Annotated in this window: 14 protein-coding genes; 10 read left to right on the top strand and 4 right to left on the bottom strand. The window is 66.3% G+C overall.

Annotated features, from left to right (window positions below):
• The first annotated feature begins 18 nt into the window (after window positions 1-18).
• Window positions 19-2,421 carry a TonB-dependent siderophore receptor gene (locus BMY03_RS17185; RefSeq protein WP_094011743.1) on the top strand — a complete coding sequence of 801 codons (2,403 nt, stop codon included), beginning with the start codon at window positions 19-21 and terminating at the stop codon, window positions 2,419-2,421.
• 55 nt (window positions 2,422-2,476) lie between these two features.
• Here BMY03_RS17185 and BMY03_RS17180 read toward each other — a convergent pair whose 3' ends face one another.
• Window positions 2,477-3,352 carry a helix-turn-helix domain-containing protein gene (locus BMY03_RS17180; protein ID WP_038706793.1) on the bottom strand — a complete coding sequence of 292 codons (876 nt, stop codon included), beginning with the start codon at window positions 3,350-3,352 and terminating at the stop codon, window positions 2,477-2,479.
• 229 nt (window positions 3,353-3,581) lie between these two features.
• Between BMY03_RS17180 and BMY03_RS17175 the strand changes: the two genes are divergently transcribed.
• On the top strand, window positions 3,582-4,484 hold the full coding sequence (locus tag BMY03_RS17175) for a DMT family transporter (RefSeq protein WP_023631099.1): 903 nt from the start codon (window positions 3,582-3,584) through the stop codon (window positions 4,482-4,484).
• A 66-nt stretch (window positions 4,485-4,550) separates the two neighbouring features.
• Here the strand turns inward: BMY03_RS17175 and BMY03_RS17170 are convergent, their stop codons facing one another.
• Window positions 4,551-5,525, bottom strand: coding sequence for a 2-hydroxyacid dehydrogenase (locus BMY03_RS17170; protein WP_094011742.1), 975 nt, complete (start codon window positions 5,523-5,525; stop codon window positions 4,551-4,553).
• Between the two features lie 85 nt (window positions 5,526-5,610).
• Window positions 5,611-6,558 carry a LysR family transcriptional regulator gene (locus BMY03_RS17165; RefSeq protein WP_023632830.1) on the bottom strand — a complete coding sequence of 316 codons (948 nt, stop codon included), beginning with the start codon at window positions 6,556-6,558 and terminating at the stop codon, window positions 5,611-5,613.
• Between the two features lie 180 nt (window positions 6,559-6,738).
• Between BMY03_RS17165 and BMY03_RS17160 the strand changes: the two genes are divergently transcribed.
• The 4 genes from BMY03_RS17160 to BMY03_RS17145 are packed head-to-tail and all read left to right on the top strand — an operon-like array spanning window position 6,739 to window position 11,515.
• Window positions 6,739-8,265, top strand: coding sequence for an efflux transporter outer membrane subunit (locus BMY03_RS17160; protein WP_038706791.1), 1,527 nt, complete (start codon window positions 6,739-6,741; stop codon window positions 8,263-8,265).
• Window positions 8,262-10,439, top strand: a complete 2,178-nt coding sequence (locus BMY03_RS17155) for an FUSC family protein (RefSeq protein ID WP_094011741.1) — start codon at window positions 8,262-8,264, stop codon at window positions 10,437-10,439. Before BMY03_RS17160 ends, BMY03_RS17155 begins: the two co-directional genes overlap by 4 nt.
• Before the next feature lie 4 nt (window positions 10,440-10,443).
• Window positions 10,444-10,644 carry a DUF1656 domain-containing protein gene (locus BMY03_RS17150; RefSeq protein ID WP_008097766.1) on the top strand — a complete coding sequence of 67 codons (201 nt, stop codon included), beginning with the start codon at window positions 10,444-10,446 and terminating at the stop codon, window positions 10,642-10,644.
• 10 nt (window positions 10,645-10,654) lie between these two features.
• Window positions 10,655-11,515, top strand: coding sequence for an efflux RND transporter periplasmic adaptor subunit (locus BMY03_RS17145; RefSeq protein ID WP_094011740.1), 861 nt, complete (start codon window positions 10,655-10,657; stop codon window positions 11,513-11,515).
• A 40-nt stretch (window positions 11,516-11,555) separates the two neighbouring features.
• Here the strand turns inward: BMY03_RS17145 and BMY03_RS17140 are convergent, their stop codons facing one another.
• Entirely contained in the window at window positions 11,556-12,014 is a 459-nt protein-coding gene (locus BMY03_RS17140; RefSeq protein WP_094011739.1) for a universal stress protein, read from the bottom strand.
• A gap of 260 nt (window positions 12,015-12,274) precedes the next feature.
• Between BMY03_RS17140 and BMY03_RS17135 the strand changes: the two genes are divergently transcribed.
• The 4 genes from BMY03_RS17135 (at window position 12,275) to BMY03_RS17120 (ending at window position 17,381) form a co-directional block, all read left to right on the top strand.
• A complete protein-coding gene (locus BMY03_RS17135) occupies window positions 12,275-13,180 on the top strand; it encodes a LysR family transcriptional regulator (protein ID WP_038706789.1) in 906 nt (301 codons plus the stop codon).
• Between the two features lie 146 nt (window positions 13,181-13,326).
• The gene (locus tag BMY03_RS17130; protein WP_094011738.1) at window positions 13,327-14,868 is read left to right on the top strand and encodes an MFS transporter; all 1,542 of its coding nucleotides are present in this window, start codon (window positions 13,327-13,329) and stop codon (window positions 14,866-14,868) included.
• Between the two features lie 27 nt (window positions 14,869-14,895).
• Window positions 14,896-15,957, top strand: a complete 1,062-nt coding sequence (locus BMY03_RS17125; RefSeq protein ID WP_094011737.1) for an HlyD family secretion protein — start codon at window positions 14,896-14,898, stop codon at window positions 15,955-15,957.
• Window positions 15,954-17,381, top strand: coding sequence for an efflux transporter outer membrane subunit (locus tag BMY03_RS17120; RefSeq protein ID WP_094011736.1), 1,428 nt, complete (start codon window positions 15,954-15,956; stop codon window positions 17,379-17,381). The genes BMY03_RS17125 and BMY03_RS17120 overlap by 4 nt, the downstream gene beginning before the upstream one ends.
• Window positions 17,382-17,405: the final 24 nt, after the last annotated feature.

Genomic DNA, 17,405 nt, shown 5'->3' with positions numbered 1-17,405 from the left:
GCCCACAGGTCCGCGTCCATGAAGTTCACCCCGCGTTGCGTCTCGCTCTGGTTCGGCCTCTGCAGCTTGTCCGCCGTGGCCGTCGTGCCCCAGGCCGTGGCCGCCCAGCAGAGCCAGGTCTATGCCTTCGCCCAGCCCAGCCAGCCGTTGGCCCAGGCGCTCAACGCCTTCAGCCGTACCACCGGGCAGAGCGTGGTCTATACCCTGACGCTACCGGACCTGCGAGCCCCGGCGCTGAACGGCACCTTCGACGCCGAGCAGGCTCTGCAGCAGTTGCTCGGCAATTCAGGCCTGGCCTGGCGCCGCCTCGACGCCCGCACGCTGACCCTGGAGCCGGTCGACACTTCCGGCGCGGTGAACCTGCAAGCCACCACCATCAACTCGCAACTGGACGACTACAGCTACCAGCCGCCGGCCAGCGCCTCGATCATGCGCGGCCAGGGCGCGACCCTGGATATCCCGCAGGCCGTGAACGTGGTCCCGGCCCAGGTGATCCGCGACCAGGCGCCGCGCAATCTGGACGATGCCCTGTACAACGTCAGCGGCATCACCCAGGGCAACAACTTCGGCGGTACCGCAGACACCGTGATGAAGCGTGGCTTCGGCGACAACCGCGACGGTTCGATCATGCGCGACGGCATGCCGATCGTGCAGGGCCGCGCGCTCAATGCCAGCACCGAGCGGGTCGAAGTGCTCAAGGGCCCGGCCTCGCTGCTTTACGGCATCCAGGACCCGGGCGGGGTGATCAATGTGGTCAGCAAGCGCCCGCAACTTGCGCAGTACAACGCCCTGACCCTGCGCGGCTCGACCTACGGCAACGGCAAGAACGGCAGCGGTGGCGGCCTGGACAGCACCGGTGCGCTGGGGGAGAGCAACCTGGCCTATCGCCTGATCGTCGATCACGAGGATGAAGACTACTGGCGCAACTTCGGCGTGCACCGCGAATCGCTGGTGGCGCCGTCGCTGGCTTGGTACGGCGAGGACACCCAGGTGGTGCTGGCCTATGAGCACCGCGAGTTTCGCTATCCGTTCGACCGCGGGACCGCCTTCGGCAGCGATGGCCACCCGTTGAACATACCCGCTACTCGCCGCCTGGACGAGCCGTTCAACGACATGGAGGGCCGCTCCGACCTGTACCGCCTGGAAATCGACCATCAGCTGGACGACGCGTGGAAGCTGCACGTCGGCTACAGCTTCAACCGCGAAACCTACGATGCCAGCCAGGTGCGCGTGACCGGCGTGGATGAAAGCAAGGGCACGCTGTCGCGCAGTATCGACGGCACCCGGGGCGCCCTGAGCCGTGACCAGTTCGTCACCTTCAGCCTCAACGGCAGTGTCGAGCTGGCCGGCATGCGTCATGATCTGGTGCTGGGTGCCGATCACGAGGACCGCAAGGTCTACCGCGCCGACCTGATCCGTCAGAACAGCCGCTCGACCTTCAGCTATCTGAACCCGGTCTATGGCCGCGAAGTGGAAGGCACCAATGTGCGCGCCAGCGACAGCGACCAGACCGACAAGCTGCGCACCGATTCGCTGTTCCTGCAGGACGCCTGGCACCTGGACGAGCACTGGATCCTGGTGGCAGGCGGGCGTTTCCAGCAGTACGACCAGTACGCCGGCCGCGGCCGACCGTTCAACGTCAACACCGACACCAGTGACCAGACCTGGGTGCCCCATGCGGGCGTCGTCTACAAGGTCGATGAGCAGCTGTCGTTCTATGGCAGCTACAGCGAGTCGTTCAAGCCCAACTCGACCATCGCCCCGCTGAGCATCGGTGGTGGCCGCACCCTGACCCTGGACTCTGGGATCGCGCCGGAGGAGGGCAAGTCCTGGGAGCTGGGGGCCAAGCTCGACGTGCCGGGCGCGGTGACCGGTACCCTGGCGCTGTTCGACATCACCAAGCGCAACGTGCTGGTGGCCGATGGCGACACCCAGCCGGGGACCATTCTCTACAGCAACGCGGGGGAAGTTCGTTCACGGGGCGTCGAGCTGGACCTGACTGGCCAGCTCAGCGAGCGCTGGAGCCTGATCGGGGCCTATGCCTTTACCGACGCCGAGGTCACCAAGGACCCGCAGCTCAAGGGCAACCGCCTGCAGAACGTCGCCCGCCACAGTGGTTCGCTGTCGGCAGTATACGACTACGGCAGCCTGTTCGGCGGTGATCGCCTGCGCCTGGGAGCCGGTGCGCGCTACGTGGGTGAGCGTGCGGGCAATGCGACAAACGACTTCGACCTGCCGGCCTACACCGTGGCCGATGCCTTCGCCAGCTACGAAACCAAGCTGGACGAGCACAAGGTGCGCCTGCAGTTGAACGTGAAGAACCTGTTCGACAAGGTGTACTACAGCTCCGCGGTGAACCGCTATTTCGTTGCGGTGGGGGATGCGCGGCAAGTCAGCCTGTCGAGCACCTTCGAGTTCTGACCAATCGATAATGGGCGGCATGGCAATGGGCTTGTTCCGCGACAGGGCCCGGCAGTCAGGCGCGGAACGCTGCCCTGTACTCTCCAGGCGTCGCCCCCAATGCCTGGCGAAACCTGTTGCTGAAATGGCTGGCACTGGCGAACCCGCACGCCAGTGCCACCTCGCCCAGGGCTGGCGTGCCCAGGCGCAGTAAGCGACAGGCCCTGTGCAGCCGCCGGGCAAGCAGATACTGATGCGGCGGCAGGCCGAAACTTGCCCGGAACATCCGTGCAAAGTGGTACTCGGACAGGTTGCAGCGCAGCGCCAGCTCGCCCAGCGTCAGCGGCTGGTCCAGGTGGGCCTCGATATAGTCCACCAGCTGCCGACGCTGGTGCGGCGCCAAGCCACCCCTGAGTTTGAGCCCATGGCGCAGGCCGACCTGGTTGAGCACGGCGTGGTCGATGATGTCGTGGGCAAGGCTGCTGGCCAGCAGGCGTTCGCCGGGCTCGGACCAGTCCATGTCGATCAGCTGGCGAAAGCGTGCGGCCTGTTGCGGATCGTCGAGGAAGGTCGCCTCGCGCAGCTGCATTTCACGCGGTTCGCGGTCCAGCAGGCGGGTGCAGCCAAGGGCGAACTGTTCCTCGCTGATGTACAGGTGGGCAAGGCGGATCGAGCCATTGATCACCCAGTTCGATTCGTGGCCGGCGGGCATCACGCACAGTTTGTCCGGTGCGCCGCGGTCGGCCGGGCGCTGGCGGCGGAAAGTACCGGTGCCGTCGGCGATGTAGCACGACAGGGTGTGATGGCTGGGCGCCTGGTAATCGCGGGCATCGTCGCGGTTGCTCCACAATGCCGCCGCCAGGCCGTCGCCCAGGTGCGCGCTCAGCTCCAACCGGGCGTTGGGTGAGGCGTTGAGGGCGTTGAAGACTTGCAGGTGGTCGAGTGCGGGCATCTGGAGACTCCTCTGAAGGCCATCGTACTGCGGCGTGGGCGGGAAGGCAGCTGGCGGAGGAGGAAAAGCGCAAGTTTATGCAAGCGCAGGTGTGAAGCCCGGGAAGACACTGTTTGCCTGTGACGGCCATCGCGGGGCAAGCCCGCTCCCACGCCAGCCCGCCAGGGTGGCCCAATGTGGGAGCGGGCTTGCCCCGCGATGGGCCGAAAGCCTGTTCGAGGAAGCCGCCATGAACCTGTCGCTCTACCTGCTTACCGTCCTGATCTGGGGCACCACCTGGATCGCCCTGAAGCTGCAACTGGGTGTGGTCGCCATCCCGGTGTCGATCGTCTACCGCTTCGCCCTGGCCGGGTTGATCCTGTTTGTCTTGCTGCTGCTCACCCGCCGCTTGCAGCCGATGAACCGACGTGGTCACCTGGTGTGCCTGGCCCAGGGCTTGTGCCTGTTCTGCGTCAACTTCATGTGCTTTCTCACCGCCAGCCAGTGGGTCGCGACCGGCCTGATCGCCGTGGTGTTTTCCACTGCCACCCTGTGGAACGCGATCAATGCGCGGGTGTTCTTCGGCCAGAAGATCGCTGCCAATGTGCTTGGCGGCGGAGCCATGGGGCTGCTGGGGTTGGGGCTGCTGTTCTGGCCAGAGCTTTCTCATCATGCCGCCAGCCGCGAAACCCTTTATGGCCTGGGCTTGGCACTGCTTGGCACGCTGTGTTTCTCCGCCGGCAACATGCTCTCCAGTGTGCAGCAGAAGGCCGGGCTCAAACCCATGACCACCAATGCCTGGGGCATGGTTTATGGCGCGTCGATGCTGGCAGGGTATTGCCTGTTCAGGGGGATCCCCTTCGATATGGAGTGGAACACGCGTTACATAGGCTCGCTGCTGTATCTGGTGATCCCGGGCTCGGTGATCGGCTTTACCGCCTACCTCACGCTGGTCGGGCGCATGGGGCCGGAACGGGCAGCCTACTGCACCGTGCTGTTCCCGCTGGTGGCGTTGAATGTGTCGGCGTTTGCCGAGGGGTATCAATGGACAGCGCCGGCATTGTTGGGGCTGGTGGCGGTGATGGCGGGGAACGTGCTGGTGTTTCGCAAGCCCAAGCCCAGGCCTGTGGAAGGGGAGCTGGCAGTCAAGTAATGGCGCCTTGTCGCAGTCTGCAGTGGAAACAGACTGCGACGGGGCCAGGCGCTCGGGCTGAACGACTCAGCCTTTCCACACTTGTGGATTCACCAGGTCCTGCGGCCGCTCGCCCAGCAACGCCGAGCGCAGGTTGTCGATGGCCCGGTTGGCCATGGCTTCGCGGGTTTCGGCAGTGGCCGAGCCGATGTGCGGCAAGGTCAGGGCGTTGGGCAGCTTGAACAGCGGCGAATCGGCCAACGGCTCCTTTTCGTACACGTCCAGGCCGGCGCCGCGAATGGTACCTTCCTGCAGCGCCTCGACCAGTGCCACTTCGTCAACCACCGGGCCACGGGCGATGTTGACCAGGAACGCGCTGGGCTTCATCAGCTTCAGCTCGCGGGCGCCGATCAGCTTGCGGGTGGCGTCCGACAGCGGCACCACCAGGCAGACGAAATCGGCCTCTGCCAGCAGCTCATCCAGGCTACGGAACTGCGCGCCCAGCTCATGCTCAAGCGCGGCTTTGCGGCTGTTGCCGGTGTACAGCACCTGCATGTTGAAACCCAAACGGCCACGCCGGGCGATAGCCGCGCCGATGTTGCCCAGGCCGACGATACCCAGTTTCTTGCCGTGCACATCGCAGCCGAACTGCGCCGGGCCGACGGTGGCCTGCCAGTGGCCGGCCTTGGTCCAGGCGTCCAGCTCGGCGGTGCGCCGGGCGCAACCCATGATCAGGGCGAAGCCCAGGTCGGCGGTGCTTTCGGTGAGCACGTCGGGGGTGTTGGTCAGGGCGATGCCGCGCTCGTTGAAGTAGTCCAGGTCGTAGTTGTCGTAGCCGACCGAGACGCTGGACACCACCTCCAGCTTGCCCGCGCCTTCGAGCTGCGCCCGGCCCAGCTTGCGGCCGACGCCGATCAGGCCGTGGGCCTCGGGCAGCGCTTCGTTGAACTGGGCGGCGATGTCGCCCAGCTTGGGGTTGGGCACGATCACGTGGAAGTCGTGTTGCAGGCGCTCGGCCATGGCCGGGGTGATGCGGCTGAAGGCCAGGACGGTCTTTTTCATCGGGCTGCTTCTCTGCAAGGCGGGTAGGGGCGGTGTCGTTGCTTAGCAACCTACCATTGTCCCCCGCCCGAATGCACCGGCTTTTTCAGTTGGCGATCAGCAGCTCGTGGGTTTTCAGGTCGGCCTCGTGGGCGGCGAGAATCTCCGGCAGCGAGTTGCGCAGGTACTCGACCCAGGTCTTGATCTTCGCATCCAGGTACTGGCGCGACGGGTAGATCGCATACAGGTTCAGCTCCTGCAGGCGGTACTGCGGCAGGATCCGCACCAGGCTGCCGTCGCGCAGGCCATCGATGGCGGTGTAGATCGGCAGCACACCCACGCCCATGCCGCTGCGGATCGCGGTCTTCATCGCATCGGCGGAGTTCACCTGGAACGGCGAGCTGGTGATGTTGACCACCTCCTGCCCCTCGGGGCCGTCGAACAGCCATTTCTCCAGCGGGATCACCGGGCTGACCATGCGCAGGCAGGCATGCTTGAGCAGGTCGGCGGGCTTGTGCGCGAAGCCATGGCGCGCCACATAGTCGGGCGCGGCGCAGACGATGCTGTAGGTGATGCCCAGGCGCTGGGAGACGAACCCCGAGTCCGGCAGCTCGCTGGCCAGCACGATCGACACGTCATAGCCCTCGTCGAGCAGGTCGGGCACGCGGTTGGCCATGGTCAGGTCGAAGGTCACGTCCGGGTGCGATTCGCGGTAGCGGGCGATGGCGTCGACCACGAAGTGCTGGCCGACGCCGGTCATCGAATGCACCTTCAGCTGCCCGGCGGGGCGGGCATGGGCATCGCTGGCCTCGGCCTCGGCTTCTTCGACGTAGGTAAGAATCTGTTCGCAGCGCATCAGGTAGCGCTTGCCGGCCTCGGTCAGCGCGATGCGCCGGGTGGTGCGGTTGAGCAGGCGGGTTTGCAGATGGGCTTCCAGGTTGGAGACCGCCCGCGACACGTTCGCGGTGGTCGTATCCAGTTGCGCCGCGGCAGCGGTGAAGCTGCCGAGCTGGGCCACGCAACTGAAAGCACGCATGTTTTGCAGGGTGTCCATGGGTCACTCTCGGTTTAGAGGACAAAATTGTGACATGAAGTAACGCTGTTTCGCTTCCGACTAAAGCCGGATTATCGCTGTTTTGGTAACAAAGATTCGCAGGAATATACGCTTATCGCCAATGAAACCCGCCCCTAGAATTGCCCGGCCCCTCCACCTCTTCCTCGGGAAATCGCAGCTGTGCCGCGTCGCAACATCAGAGCGCTTAGCGCGCTCAGTGCCTGTGCCCTTAGTCTCACCTTGAGCGGCTGTATCGGAACCTGGGGTATCGCCCCGCAGAGCAAGACCCTCCAAGCCAACCAACTGACCACCGACGACGCCATCCGTGAGGCTGCGCGCGACGCCCACTGGCCGGCCCAGCAATGGTGGCGCGCCTATGGCGACGCGCAGTTGAACGACTGGGTCGCACTGGCATTGGCCGGCAGCCCGAGCATGGCCATGGCCGCCGCGCGGGTGCGCGAAGCCAAGGCCATGGCGGGCGTGGTCGAGTCGGCGGAAAAGCTGCAGGCCAACGGCAACGCCACCCTCAAGCGCCACAACTGGCCGGAGGATCAGTTCTACGGCCCCGGCGCGCTGTCCGGCGCCAACACCTGGGACAACAACGCCGCCATCGGCTTGAGCTACGCCCTAGACCTGTGGGGCCGCGAGCGCAATGCCAGCGAGCAGGCCGTGGACCAGGCGCACATGAGCGCCGCCGAGGCGCGCCAGGCCCAGCTGGAGCTGGAGAACAACGTGGTGCGCGCCTACATCCAGCTCAGTCTGCATTACGCCCGGCGCGATATCGTGCGGGCGGAGCTTGCGCAGCAGGAGCAGATCGTCGCCCTGGCCAAGCGTCGCCTCGACGGTGGCATCGGTACCCATTTCGAAGTCAGCCAGGCCGAGGCGCCGCTGCCGGAAACCCACCGCCAGATCGATAGCCTCGACGAAGAGATCGCCCTGACTCGCAACCAGCTGGCGGCCCTGGCCGGCAAGGGGCCGGGGGAGGGCGCGAAACTGCAACGCCCGACCCTGACCCTCGCTGCGCCGCTGAAACTGCCCTCGAACCTGCCCGCCGAACTGGTCGGCCAGCGTCCCGACGTGGTCGCCAGCCGCTGGCAGGTGGCGGCCCAGGCCCGTGGCATCGACGTGGCCCATGCCGGGTTCTTCCCTAATGTCGACCTGGTCGGTGGCCTCGGCTTCATGGCCACCGGGGGCGGCCCGCTGGAGTTCCTCACCGGGCGCAAGTTCAACTACAACGTCGGGCCGGCCATCAGCCTGCCGATCTTCGATGGTGGCCGCCTGCGCTCGCAACTGGGCGTGGCCTCGGCGGGCTATGACGTGGCCGTGGCGCGCTACAACCAGACGGTGATCGGCGCGTTGCAGAACATCTCCGACCAACTGATCCGCCGCGAGTCGATGAAGGAGCAGGCGCACTTCGCCGCCGAATCCGTGGCCGCCGCGCAGAAGACCTACGATATCGCCACCGTCGCCTTCCAGCGCGGGCTCACCGATTACCTCAACGTGCTGAACGCCCAGACCCTGCTGTTCCGCCAGCAGCAGGTGCAGCAGCAAGTGCAGGCCGCGCGCCTGGTGGCCCATGCCGAACTGGTCACTGCCCTGGGCGGCGGCCTGGAGGCGGGCAAGGATGTGCCCGATCAACAGCGCCAGGCCGCACCGAAAACACCCGCCACCCTGGCCATCTTCGACACGCCGGACCACGCCGAATGAGCACATCGAGCTTGCCCTTGCGCTGGCTGCAGAGCCTGGAGTGGCGCCGGGGGTTCTTTGCCTGGGCGCGTACCGACGGCGTCACCTGGGTCTATATCTTCAAAGTCCTGGCCGCCGCCTTCATCACCCTGTGGCTGGCCATGCGCCTGGAGCTGCCGCAGCCGCGCACGGCGATGATCACCGTGTTCATCGTCATGCAGCCGCAGAGCGGCCATGTGTTCGCCAAGAGTTTCTACCGGGTGCTCGGCACCCTGGCCGGCTCGGCGATGATGGTCGCGCTGATCGCGATCTTCCCGCAGAACACCGAGCTGTTCCTGCCCAGCCTGGCCCTGTGGGTCGGCCTGTGCTCGGCGGGCGCCATGCGCTACCGGACCTTCCGCGCCTATGGTTTCGTGCTGGCCGGTTACACCGCGGCGATGATCGGCCTGCCGGTGCTGCAGCACCCCGACCAGGCGTTCATGGCGGCGGTGTGGCGGGTGCTGGAGATCGCCCTGGGGATTCTCGTTTCGACCTTCGTCAGCGCCGCGATCCTGCCGCAGTCGGCCAGTGCCGCCATGCGCAACGCCCTGTACCAGCGCTTTGGCGTGTTCGCCGGGGTGGTGGTCGAGGCCCTGCGCGGCGACAGCCAGCGCGACCGTTTCGAGACCAGCAACGTGCGCTTCGTTGCCGAGGCGGTGGGCCTGGAGAGCCTGCGTAACGTCACCGCCTTCGAAGACCCGCACATGCGCCGCCGCTCCGGCCGGCTGGTGCGGATGAACAGCGAATTCATGGCCATCACCACGCGTTTCAACGCCCTGCACCGGTTGCTCGAGCGCCTGCGCGCCCGTGGCCCGCTGCAGATCGTCGGCGCCATCGAACCCGGCCTGCAAACCCTGGCCGAGCTGCTGCAGCCCTATGTCGGCCGGGCACTGACCGACGCCGACGCCTTGCGCCTGGCCCTGGAGCTGGGCACCTACAAGGAAGGCCTGCAGGCCCAGGTGCGTGGTCTGCGCGCCGAGTATCTGCAGACCAACCCCAGCGAGTCTGACCTGCTCGACTTCCATACCGCCTTCGAGCTGCTGTACCGCTTCGTCGACGAGATGTACAGCTACGCCGAGACCCACGCCTCGCTGGCCGTGCACAAGCACGAACGCGAACAGTGGGACGAACCTTATGTGGCCCAGACCAGCTGGCTGGTATCGCTCGCCGCTGGGGTACGCGCCTCGGCGGTGCTGTTGCTGCTGGGCAGCTACTGGCTGCTCAGCGACTGGCCCAGTGGCGGCATGATGACCCTGATCGCCACGGTCACCGTGGGCCTGTCGGCGGCATCGCCGAACCCCAAGCGCATGGCGTTCCAGATGGCCTGCGGCACGGCGATCGGCGCCTTCGTCGGCTTCTTCGAGACGTTCTTCGTGTTCCCCTGGATCGACGGTTTCGCGTTGCTGTGCATGGTCCTGGCGCCGGTGTTCGTGCTCGGCGCATTCCTCGCCTCGCGCCCGGCCTATGCCGGTTACGGCCTGGGCCTGCTGGTGTTCTTTGCCATCGGCTCGGTGCCGAACAACCTGACGATCTACGACCCCTACACCTTCATCAACGACTACATCGGCATGGTCATCGGCATGTTCGTCTGCGCCGCAGCCGGGGCGATCATCCTGCCGCCCAACAGCCGCTGGCTGTGGAGCCGCCTGGAGCAGGAGCTGCGTGAGCAGGTGCTGTTCGCCATCGGCGGGCGCCTGCGCGGCTTGGGCTCGGCCTTCGAAAGCCGCACCCGCGACCTGCTGCACCAGGCCTACGGCCTGGCCGCCGGCAAGCCGCAGGTGCAGAGCCAGCTGATGGGCTGGATGTTCACCGTGCTGGAGATCGGCCACGCCATCATCGAGCTGCGCAAGGAGCAGGCCCGCGCCCCGGTGCACCCGGCCTACGCCGAGTCGCAGCCGTGGCGCCAGGCCATCCGCGTCATGGGTCGGGCCCTGGCGCGGTTGTTCCTGCAACCCAGCGCCAGCAACCACGAACGCGCCCTGGTGGCGGTGGACCATGCCATCAGCCGCGTGCAGGCTACCGACGAACCTTTCGCCCGGCACTTCGACACCTCGGTGTTGCGTCGGGCGCAGAGCTACCTGCACTTCATCCGTTCCTCCCTGCTCGACCCACAGTCGCCGTTGGCTCCGGCGAAAGGATCGCACGATGCTCCGTGAAACCATGCCCCGCGAGATCGCCTTCCATGGCGTGTACATGCCCACCATGACCTTGATGTTCCTGTTCGCCCTGGGCCTGGCCTGGGGCCTGGACCGGTTCATCGCCAGCCATGATGGCTATCGCTTCTTCTGGCACCCGGCGCTGCTGCGCCTGAGCCTGTTCGTTTGCCTTTTCGGCGCCCTGGCGCTGTCGCTCTACTGGTGAGAATCCTGCAATGAAAAAGTTCTTCAGCCTGATCGCCACCCTCCTGGTGCTGACCGCTGCCGTGGTGATCGGTCGCCAGTTGTGGCTGCACTACATGACCACGCCGTGGACCCGCGACGGCCGGGTGCGCGCCGATATCATCAACGTTGCCGCCGATGTGCCAGGCTATGTGGTGGACGTACCGGTCAAGGACAACCAGCGGGTGAAGAAGGGCGACGTGCTGATCCGCATCGACCCCGAGCACTACCAGTTGGCGGTGGAGCAGGCCAAGGCGCTGGTGGCCTCGCGCAAGGCCACCTGGGAAATGCGCAAGGTCAACGCCAGGCGCCGCGCCGACATGGACAACCTGGTGATCTCGAAAGAGAACCGCGATGACGCCAGCAATATCGCCAGCTCCGCCCTGGCCGACTACCAGCACGCCCAGGCCCAGCTGGCCGCCGCCGAACTGGACCTCAAGCGCACGCAGATCGTTGCCACCGTCGATGGCTATGTGACCAACCTGAACATCCACAAGGGCGATTACGCCCGCACCGGCGAGGCAGTGATGGCGGTGGTGGATGAGCAGTCGTTCTGGGTATACGGCTTCTTCGAGGAAACCAAGCTGCCCCACGTCAAGGTAGGCGATGTGGCCGAACTGCAGATGATGAGCGGCGAGCGTATCAAAGGGCATGTGGAGAGCATCGCCCGGGGGATCTACGACCGCGACAACCCGCAAAGCCGCGAGCTGATCGCCGATGTGAACCCGACCTTCAACTGGGTGCGCCTGGCGCAGCGGGTGCCGGTGCGGATCCATATCGATGAAGTGCCGGAAGGGTTACTGCTGGCGGCGGGGACCACCTGTACCGTGGTGGTCAAGCCGAGCGAGGGCTGATCCGAGTACGTCATCGCGGGGCTAAGTCTATCGCGGGGCTTCAGCCAACTTCAGTCGGCACGCCTACCAGAACCGGTATCTGTATCCGATCGATCACCTTGGCGCTGATCGACGGATCGAGCAGCCTGCCTAGCCGTGACAGGTGGCGGTGGCCGATGATGACCAGTTCGCACTCCAGCTCCCGGGCCTTGGCGACGATCGCCTCCACCGGCTGGCCGGCGACCATGCAGCCCAGGCTGTCGAAGCCGGCGTCGCGCAGCATGCTCACGGCGGTGTTCACGGCGTGCTCGGCCTGTTGCTGTTCGTCGCAGGCGGCGGGGTATTCCTCCAACTCATCTTCGGTGTAGGCCGTGCGGTGGTCGTGCACGGCGAAGGTCGAGTCGATGGCCAGCAGCACATGCAGGGTGTGCTCGCCGGGGCGGCAGTAGCGCTGGGCGAGGGTGAGCAGGCTGGCGGCTGCCGGAGAGGCGTCGATGGCGATCAGAACCGGATGGGGCATGGGCAATCCTTTGGAGAATGGATGGCAGTGCTGCGCTCATCGCCAGCAAGTCGCAACGGCGAACCGCGGTGCCCGCGGGGAGATGCGCTGCCTGCAGGCACTGCGGTTCGCCGCCGCGGCTTGCCAACGATGAGGCCACACCATTGTCGATTCATTGACCTCTACGGATAAATGGTCCCCCACGCACGGCGCCATTGCGTCAGACGCAATCGGCCAACCTGTTACCATCGCGTTTCCCACAGCTGTCACGGAAAACGGCCATGCAACTCCCGGACATGAACCTGCTCGTCGCCCTCGATGTGCTGCTCGACGAAGGCAGCGTGGTCGGTGCCGCCCAGCGCATGAACCTGAGCCCGGCGGCGATGAGCCGGACCCTCGGGCGAATCCGCGAGGCCATGGGCGATCCGATCCTGGTGCGTGCCGGCCGTGGCCTGGTGCCGACACCGCGAGCGTTGGCCCTGCGCGAACAGGTGCATGGCTTGGTGGAGCAGGCTGGCCTGGTGTTTCGCAGCCGCGATGCCGTGGACCTGGCCAACCTCGACCGCGCTTTCAACATCCGCACCAACGACCTGTTCATTGCCCTGTATGGCGCACAGTTGCTGCGCATGATGCTGGCCCAGGCGCCGCGCACGGTGCTGCGTTTCGTGCCCGAGGGCAGTGGCGATGACGATGCGGTGCTGCGCAACGGACAGATCGACCTGATCATCAGCTCGGCCATCGAACTGGGGCCGGAGATCAAGGTGCAGAGCCTGTTCAACACCTATTTCGTCGGCCTGGCCCGTGAGGATCACCCGATCTTCGATGCGCCGATCACCCCCGAGCGTTTTGCTGCCTACCCGCAGATCAGCGTGTCCCGGCGGGGGCGGGCCAACGGGCCGATCGACGTGTCGCTGGCCAACTGCAAGGTGGAGCGGCGAGTGGCGCTGATCACCACCAGCTTCCATTCGGCGATGTTCTCGCTGCCGGATTCGGACCTGATCCTGCCGATACCGGCCAACATCCTCAACAGTGTGCAGCGCTTGAAGCTGCCGTTGCGTTCGTTCGAGATCCCGGTGCCGCTGGAAAAGGTCAACGTGATGCAGGCCTGGCATCCGCGCTTCGACAATGATCCGGCGCACCGCTGGTTGCGGCAGACGCTGAAGGCTTGCGGCAGCATCGATCCTTGATGGGCAATGTGTTGCGTTCCATAGCCGGCAAATCAATCTGGATTGCGTCTGACGCAACATAAAGCTGCCAACAAGTCAGTTTTCGTCAGTATTCGACCTTCTTAGACTTCACCCAGCCCTTAAAATGTTGCTGGAGATGTCTATCCATGAGTTCCCTGACCGCGCCTTCCGCCGCGCTGGCCGCCGCCCCTGCGCCGGCCGCCCCCGCGCAGACGGCGTTCGGCCTGCGGGTGGTGGTCGGGCTGTTCGGCGTGTTGCTGGCGGTGCTGTGCGCCGGGCTCAACGAGGCGGTGACCAAGATTTCCCTGAGCGACATCCGTGGCGCCATGGGCATCGGTGCCGACGAAGGCGCCTGGCTGCTGGCGGTTTACAGCGCCGCTTCGGTCTCGGCCATGGCCTTCGCGCCGTGGCTGGCCACCACCTTCTCGCTGCGCCGCTTCACCATGACCGCCGTTGGCGTCTTTGCCGTGCTCGGCCTGATCCAACCCTTCGCCCCCAACCTGCACAGCCTGATGTTGCTGCGTGTGCTGCAGGGCTTCGCCTCGGGCGCCTTGCCGCCGATGCTGATGAGCGTGGCGCTGCGCTTCCTGCCGCCGGGCATCAAGGTCTATGGCTTGGCCTGCTATGCCCTGACCGCCACCTTCGGGCCGAACCTCGGCACGCCGCTGGCTGGCCTGTGGACCGAGTACGTCGGCTGGCAGTGGGCGTTCTGGCAGATCATCCTGCCGTCGCTGCTGGCAATCGCCTGCGTCGGCTGGGGCCTGCCCCAGGATCCGCTGCGCCTGGAGCGCTTCAGGCAACTGGACTGGCGTGGGGTGTTGCTTGGCTTGCCGGCGATCAGTTGCATCGTCCTCGGCCTGTCGCTGGGCGACCGCTGGGGATGGTTTGATTCGCCGCTGATCTGCTGGCTGCTCGGTGGCGGTGTGCTGTTACTGGTGCTGTTCATGTACAACGAGTGGTCCGAGCCATTGCCGTTCTTCCAGTTGCGCATGCTCTCGCGGCGCAACCTGAGCTTCGCCCTGGTGACCCTGGCCGGTGTACTGGTGGTGTTGTCCGGTGTGGGCAGCATTCCTTCGGCGTACCTGGCGCAGATCCAGGGCTACCGCCCGGCGCAGACCAGCCCGCTGATGATGCTGGTGGCCATGCCGCAGCTGCTCGCCCTGCCGCTCACCGCAGCGCTGTGCAACATCCGCGCGGTGGACTGCCGTTGGGTGCTGGCGGCGGGCCTGGCGATGCTGGCGGCATCGTGCGTGGGTAGCAGCCTGCTGACCTCGCAGTGGATTCGCGGCGACTTCTATCCCTTCTACCTGCTGCAGGTGTTCGGCCAGCCGATGGCGGTGCTGCCCCTGCTGATGCTCTCCACCAATGGCATGACCCCGCAGGAAGGCCCGTTCGCCTCCGCCTGGTTCAACACGATCAAAGGGCTGTCGGCGGTGATCGCCGGCGGCCTGCTCGATGCCCTTGGCACCCTGCGCCGGCATTTTCATTCCAACCACCTGGTCGACAGCCTGGGCAACGCGCCGCTGATCGACGACAACGCCGCTGGCCTGGCCAAGCGCATCCATGAACAGGCCCTGGTGCTGACCTCGGCCGACCTGTACCTGGTGATGGCGGGTATCGCCGTCGCCATGATCTGCCTGATCCCCTTCGTGCCTACCCGGATCTTCCCACCGCGTGCGGTGGCCTAAAGCCGGGGCTGAATTCGAGATAGAAAGATGACCAACAACCGCAAGACGCTCTTCATCGGCTCGGCACTCGCCGTGGCCGTGCTCGCCGCCCTGGTCGGCCCCTGGATGTTCGACAGCGATCACCGCCAGCGCACCAACGACGCCTATGTGACCGCCGACTACACCGTGGTGGCGCCCAAGGTTGCGGGCTTCATCAAGGAGGTGCTGGTGGAGGACAACCAGCAGGTGAGTGCCGGCCAGTTGCTGGCGACCATCGATCCGCGCGACTACCAGGCCGCGCTCGACGCCGCCCAGGCGCAACTGTTGGTGGCCAGGGCGCAGAGCCTGGATGCCCGCGCCACGCTCGAGCGCCAGGCCTCGTTGATCGCCCAGGCCGAGGCGGCGGTAAAGGCAGCCCAGGCCGAGGCGGCCTTCGCCGACCACGAGGTGACCCGCTACAGCCGCCTGGCCGAGCAGGGCGCCGGCACCGTGCAGAATGCCCAGCAGGCGCGCAGCGGCGTCGACCAGGCCCGTGCGCGGTTGGCCAACAGCCAGGCGGCGCTGCTGGCCACGCGCAAGCAGGTGGACATCCTCAGCGCCCAGGTGGCCAGCGCCGATGGCCAGCTCAAGCGTGCCGAAGCCGGGCTGGAAAAAGCCCGCCTGGACCTGTCCTACACCCGTATCACCGCGCCGGTCGACGGCATGGTCGGCGAGCGCGCCCTGCGCATCGGCGCCTACGTCAATCCGGGGGCGCGGCTGCTGTCGGTGGTGCCGCTGGAGCGCGCCTATATCGTCGGCAACTTCCAGGAGACCCAACTGACCCATGTGCAACCGGGGCAACCGGTCAGTATCAGTGTCGATACCTTCTCCGGCGAACAACTCCACGGCCGTGTCGAGAGCATCGCCCCGGCCACTGGGGTGACCTTCGCCGCCGTGAAACCGGACAATGCCACCGGCAACTTCACCAAGGTGGTGCAGCGTATTCCGGTGAAGATCGTCTTCGATGACGGCCAGCCGCTGTTGGCGCGCCTGCGCGTGGGCATGTCGGTGGAAGCGACCATCGATACCCACGGCGACACGCTCGCCGGCAAAGAGGTGACTGCGCGATGAGACGCCTGAGCCCTCTGTTGCTGGCCATGCTGCTGGCCGGCTGCACCCTCGGCCCGGACTTCCACCGTCCGGACAGCGAGGCGCCCAAGGACTGGGCCGAGCTGCAAGGCGCTGCCGCGTCCAGCCAGCCGGTGGCCGAACCGCTGGAACTGCGTTGGTGGGACAGCTTCCACGACCCGCGCCTGAGCGTGCTGATCCAGAAGGTCACAGAGCGCAACCTCGACCTGCGCATGGCCAGTGCCCGCCTGCTGCAAAGCCGCGCCCTGCGCAGCAGCGTGGCGGCGGACGAGCTGCCGGCGGTGGACGTGAACGCCGGGTACAGCCGTGCGCGCAACAGCGCCGAGGGGCTGAACGACCCGTCCGGCAAGTCTGGCAAGTCGGCGTACAACCTCTGGCAAGGCGACCTGGTGGCCGGCTGGGAACTGGACCTGTGGGGGCGTGTACGCCGCCAGGTCGAGGCCGCCGACGCGAGCGTCGAGGTGGCGGAGAACGATCGCCGGGGCGTGCTGCTGGCCTTGCTTGCGGAAACCGCCGGCAACTACATCCAGTTGCGTGCCGTGCAGCACACCCTGGACATTACCCAGGACAACCTCAAGGTTGCCCGTCACAGCCTGAAGTTGTCCGAAGGCCGCCAGGCGGAAGGGGTAGCCACCCGCCTCGACGTGGCCCAAGCCAGCGCCCAGGTGGCCTCGATCGAGGCGCGCCTGCCGACCTTGGAAGCCCGTCGCGACGACCTGATCAACGCCCTCGGCCTGCTCGCCGCCGAACCGCCACGCAGCCTGCAGCGTGAGCTGCTGCAAGGCGGCGAGCTGCCCGCGCCGCAGCAGCGTTTCGCCATCGGCGTGCCTTCGGAGCTGGCCGAGCGCCGGCCGGACATTCGCCAGGCCGAGGCGCGCCTGCATGCCGCCACCGCCAGCATCGGCGTGGCCAAGGCGGACTTCTACCCGAGCATCCGCTTGTCCGGGAGTGTCGGTTTCCAGGCCATGCAACTGTCCGATTTCGGTGGTTGGGATTCGCGCCGGTTCGCCTTCGGCCCGCAACTGTCGCTGCCGATCTTCGAGGGCGGGCGGCTCAAGGGCACCCTGGAGCTGCGCGAGGCGCAGCAGCAGGAGGCGGCGCTGAACTACCGCAAGGTGGTGCTCGGTGCCTGGCACGAGATCGACGACGTGCTGCGCCTGTACAACGCCAGCCAGCTGCGCCGTGATCATCTGGCCGAGGCGGTGCGGCAGAACCGCATCGCCCTGGAGACCGCGCAGCGCCAGTATATGGAAGGGGCGGTGGACTTTCTCAACGTGCTGACGGTGCAGGGTGCGCTGCTGGCCAGCGAAGAGCAGTGGATCGACAGCTCGGCGGCGGTGTCGCAGGCGTTGGTCGGGCTATACAAGGCGCTGGGCGGCGGCTGGCAGGCGTTCGATCAGGTTTGAAAGGCATCGCGGGGCAAGCCAGCT

The organism is Pseudomonas soli, assembly GCF_900110655.1.
Taxonomy (GTDB): Bacteria; Pseudomonadota; Gammaproteobacteria; order Pseudomonadales; family Pseudomonadaceae; genus Aquipseudomonas; species Aquipseudomonas soli.
This window is presented reverse-complemented; position numbering and strand designations above follow the sequence as displayed.

Coding starts and splice junctions, on each gene's coding strand:
- BMY03_RS17130 (WP_094011738.1), top strand. CDS start 13,327: ATGAGTTCCCTGACCGCGCCTTCCGCCGCGCTGGCCGCCGCCCCTGCG.
- BMY03_RS17175 (WP_023631099.1), top strand. CDS start 3,582: ATGAACCTGTCGCTCTACCTGCTTACCGTCCTGATCTGGGGCACCACC.
- BMY03_RS17185 (WP_094011743.1), top strand. CDS start 19: ATGAAGTTCACCCCGCGTTGCGTCTCGCTCTGGTTCGGCCTCTGCAGC.
- BMY03_RS17145 (WP_094011740.1), top strand. CDS start 10,655: ATGAAAAAGTTCTTCAGCCTGATCGCCACCCTCCTGGTGCTGACCGCT.
- BMY03_RS17140 (WP_094011739.1), bottom strand. CDS start 12,014: ATGCCCCATCCGGTTCTGATCGCCATCGACGCCTCTCCGGCAGCCGCC.
- BMY03_RS17150 (WP_008097766.1), top strand. CDS start 10,444: ATGCCCCGCGAGATCGCCTTCCATGGCGTGTACATGCCCACCATGACC.
- BMY03_RS17165 (WP_023632830.1), bottom strand. CDS start 6,558: ATGGACACCCTGCAAAACATGCGTGCTTTCAGTTGCGTGGCCCAGCTC.
- BMY03_RS17170 (WP_094011742.1), bottom strand. CDS start 5,525: ATGAAAAAGACCGTCCTGGCCTTCAGCCGCATCACCCCGGCCATGGCC.
- BMY03_RS17125 (WP_094011737.1), top strand. CDS start 14,896: ATGACCAACAACCGCAAGACGCTCTTCATCGGCTCGGCACTCGCCGTG.
- BMY03_RS17120 (WP_094011736.1), top strand. CDS start 15,954: ATGAGACGCCTGAGCCCTCTGTTGCTGGCCATGCTGCTGGCCGGCTGC.
- BMY03_RS17135 (WP_038706789.1), top strand. CDS start 12,275: ATGCAACTCCCGGACATGAACCTGCTCGTCGCCCTCGATGTGCTGCTC.
- BMY03_RS17180 (WP_038706793.1), bottom strand. CDS start 3,352: ATGCCCGCACTCGACCACCTGCAAGTCTTCAACGCCCTCAACGCCTCA.
- BMY03_RS17155 (WP_094011741.1), top strand. CDS start 8,262: ATGAGCACATCGAGCTTGCCCTTGCGCTGGCTGCAGAGCCTGGAGTGG.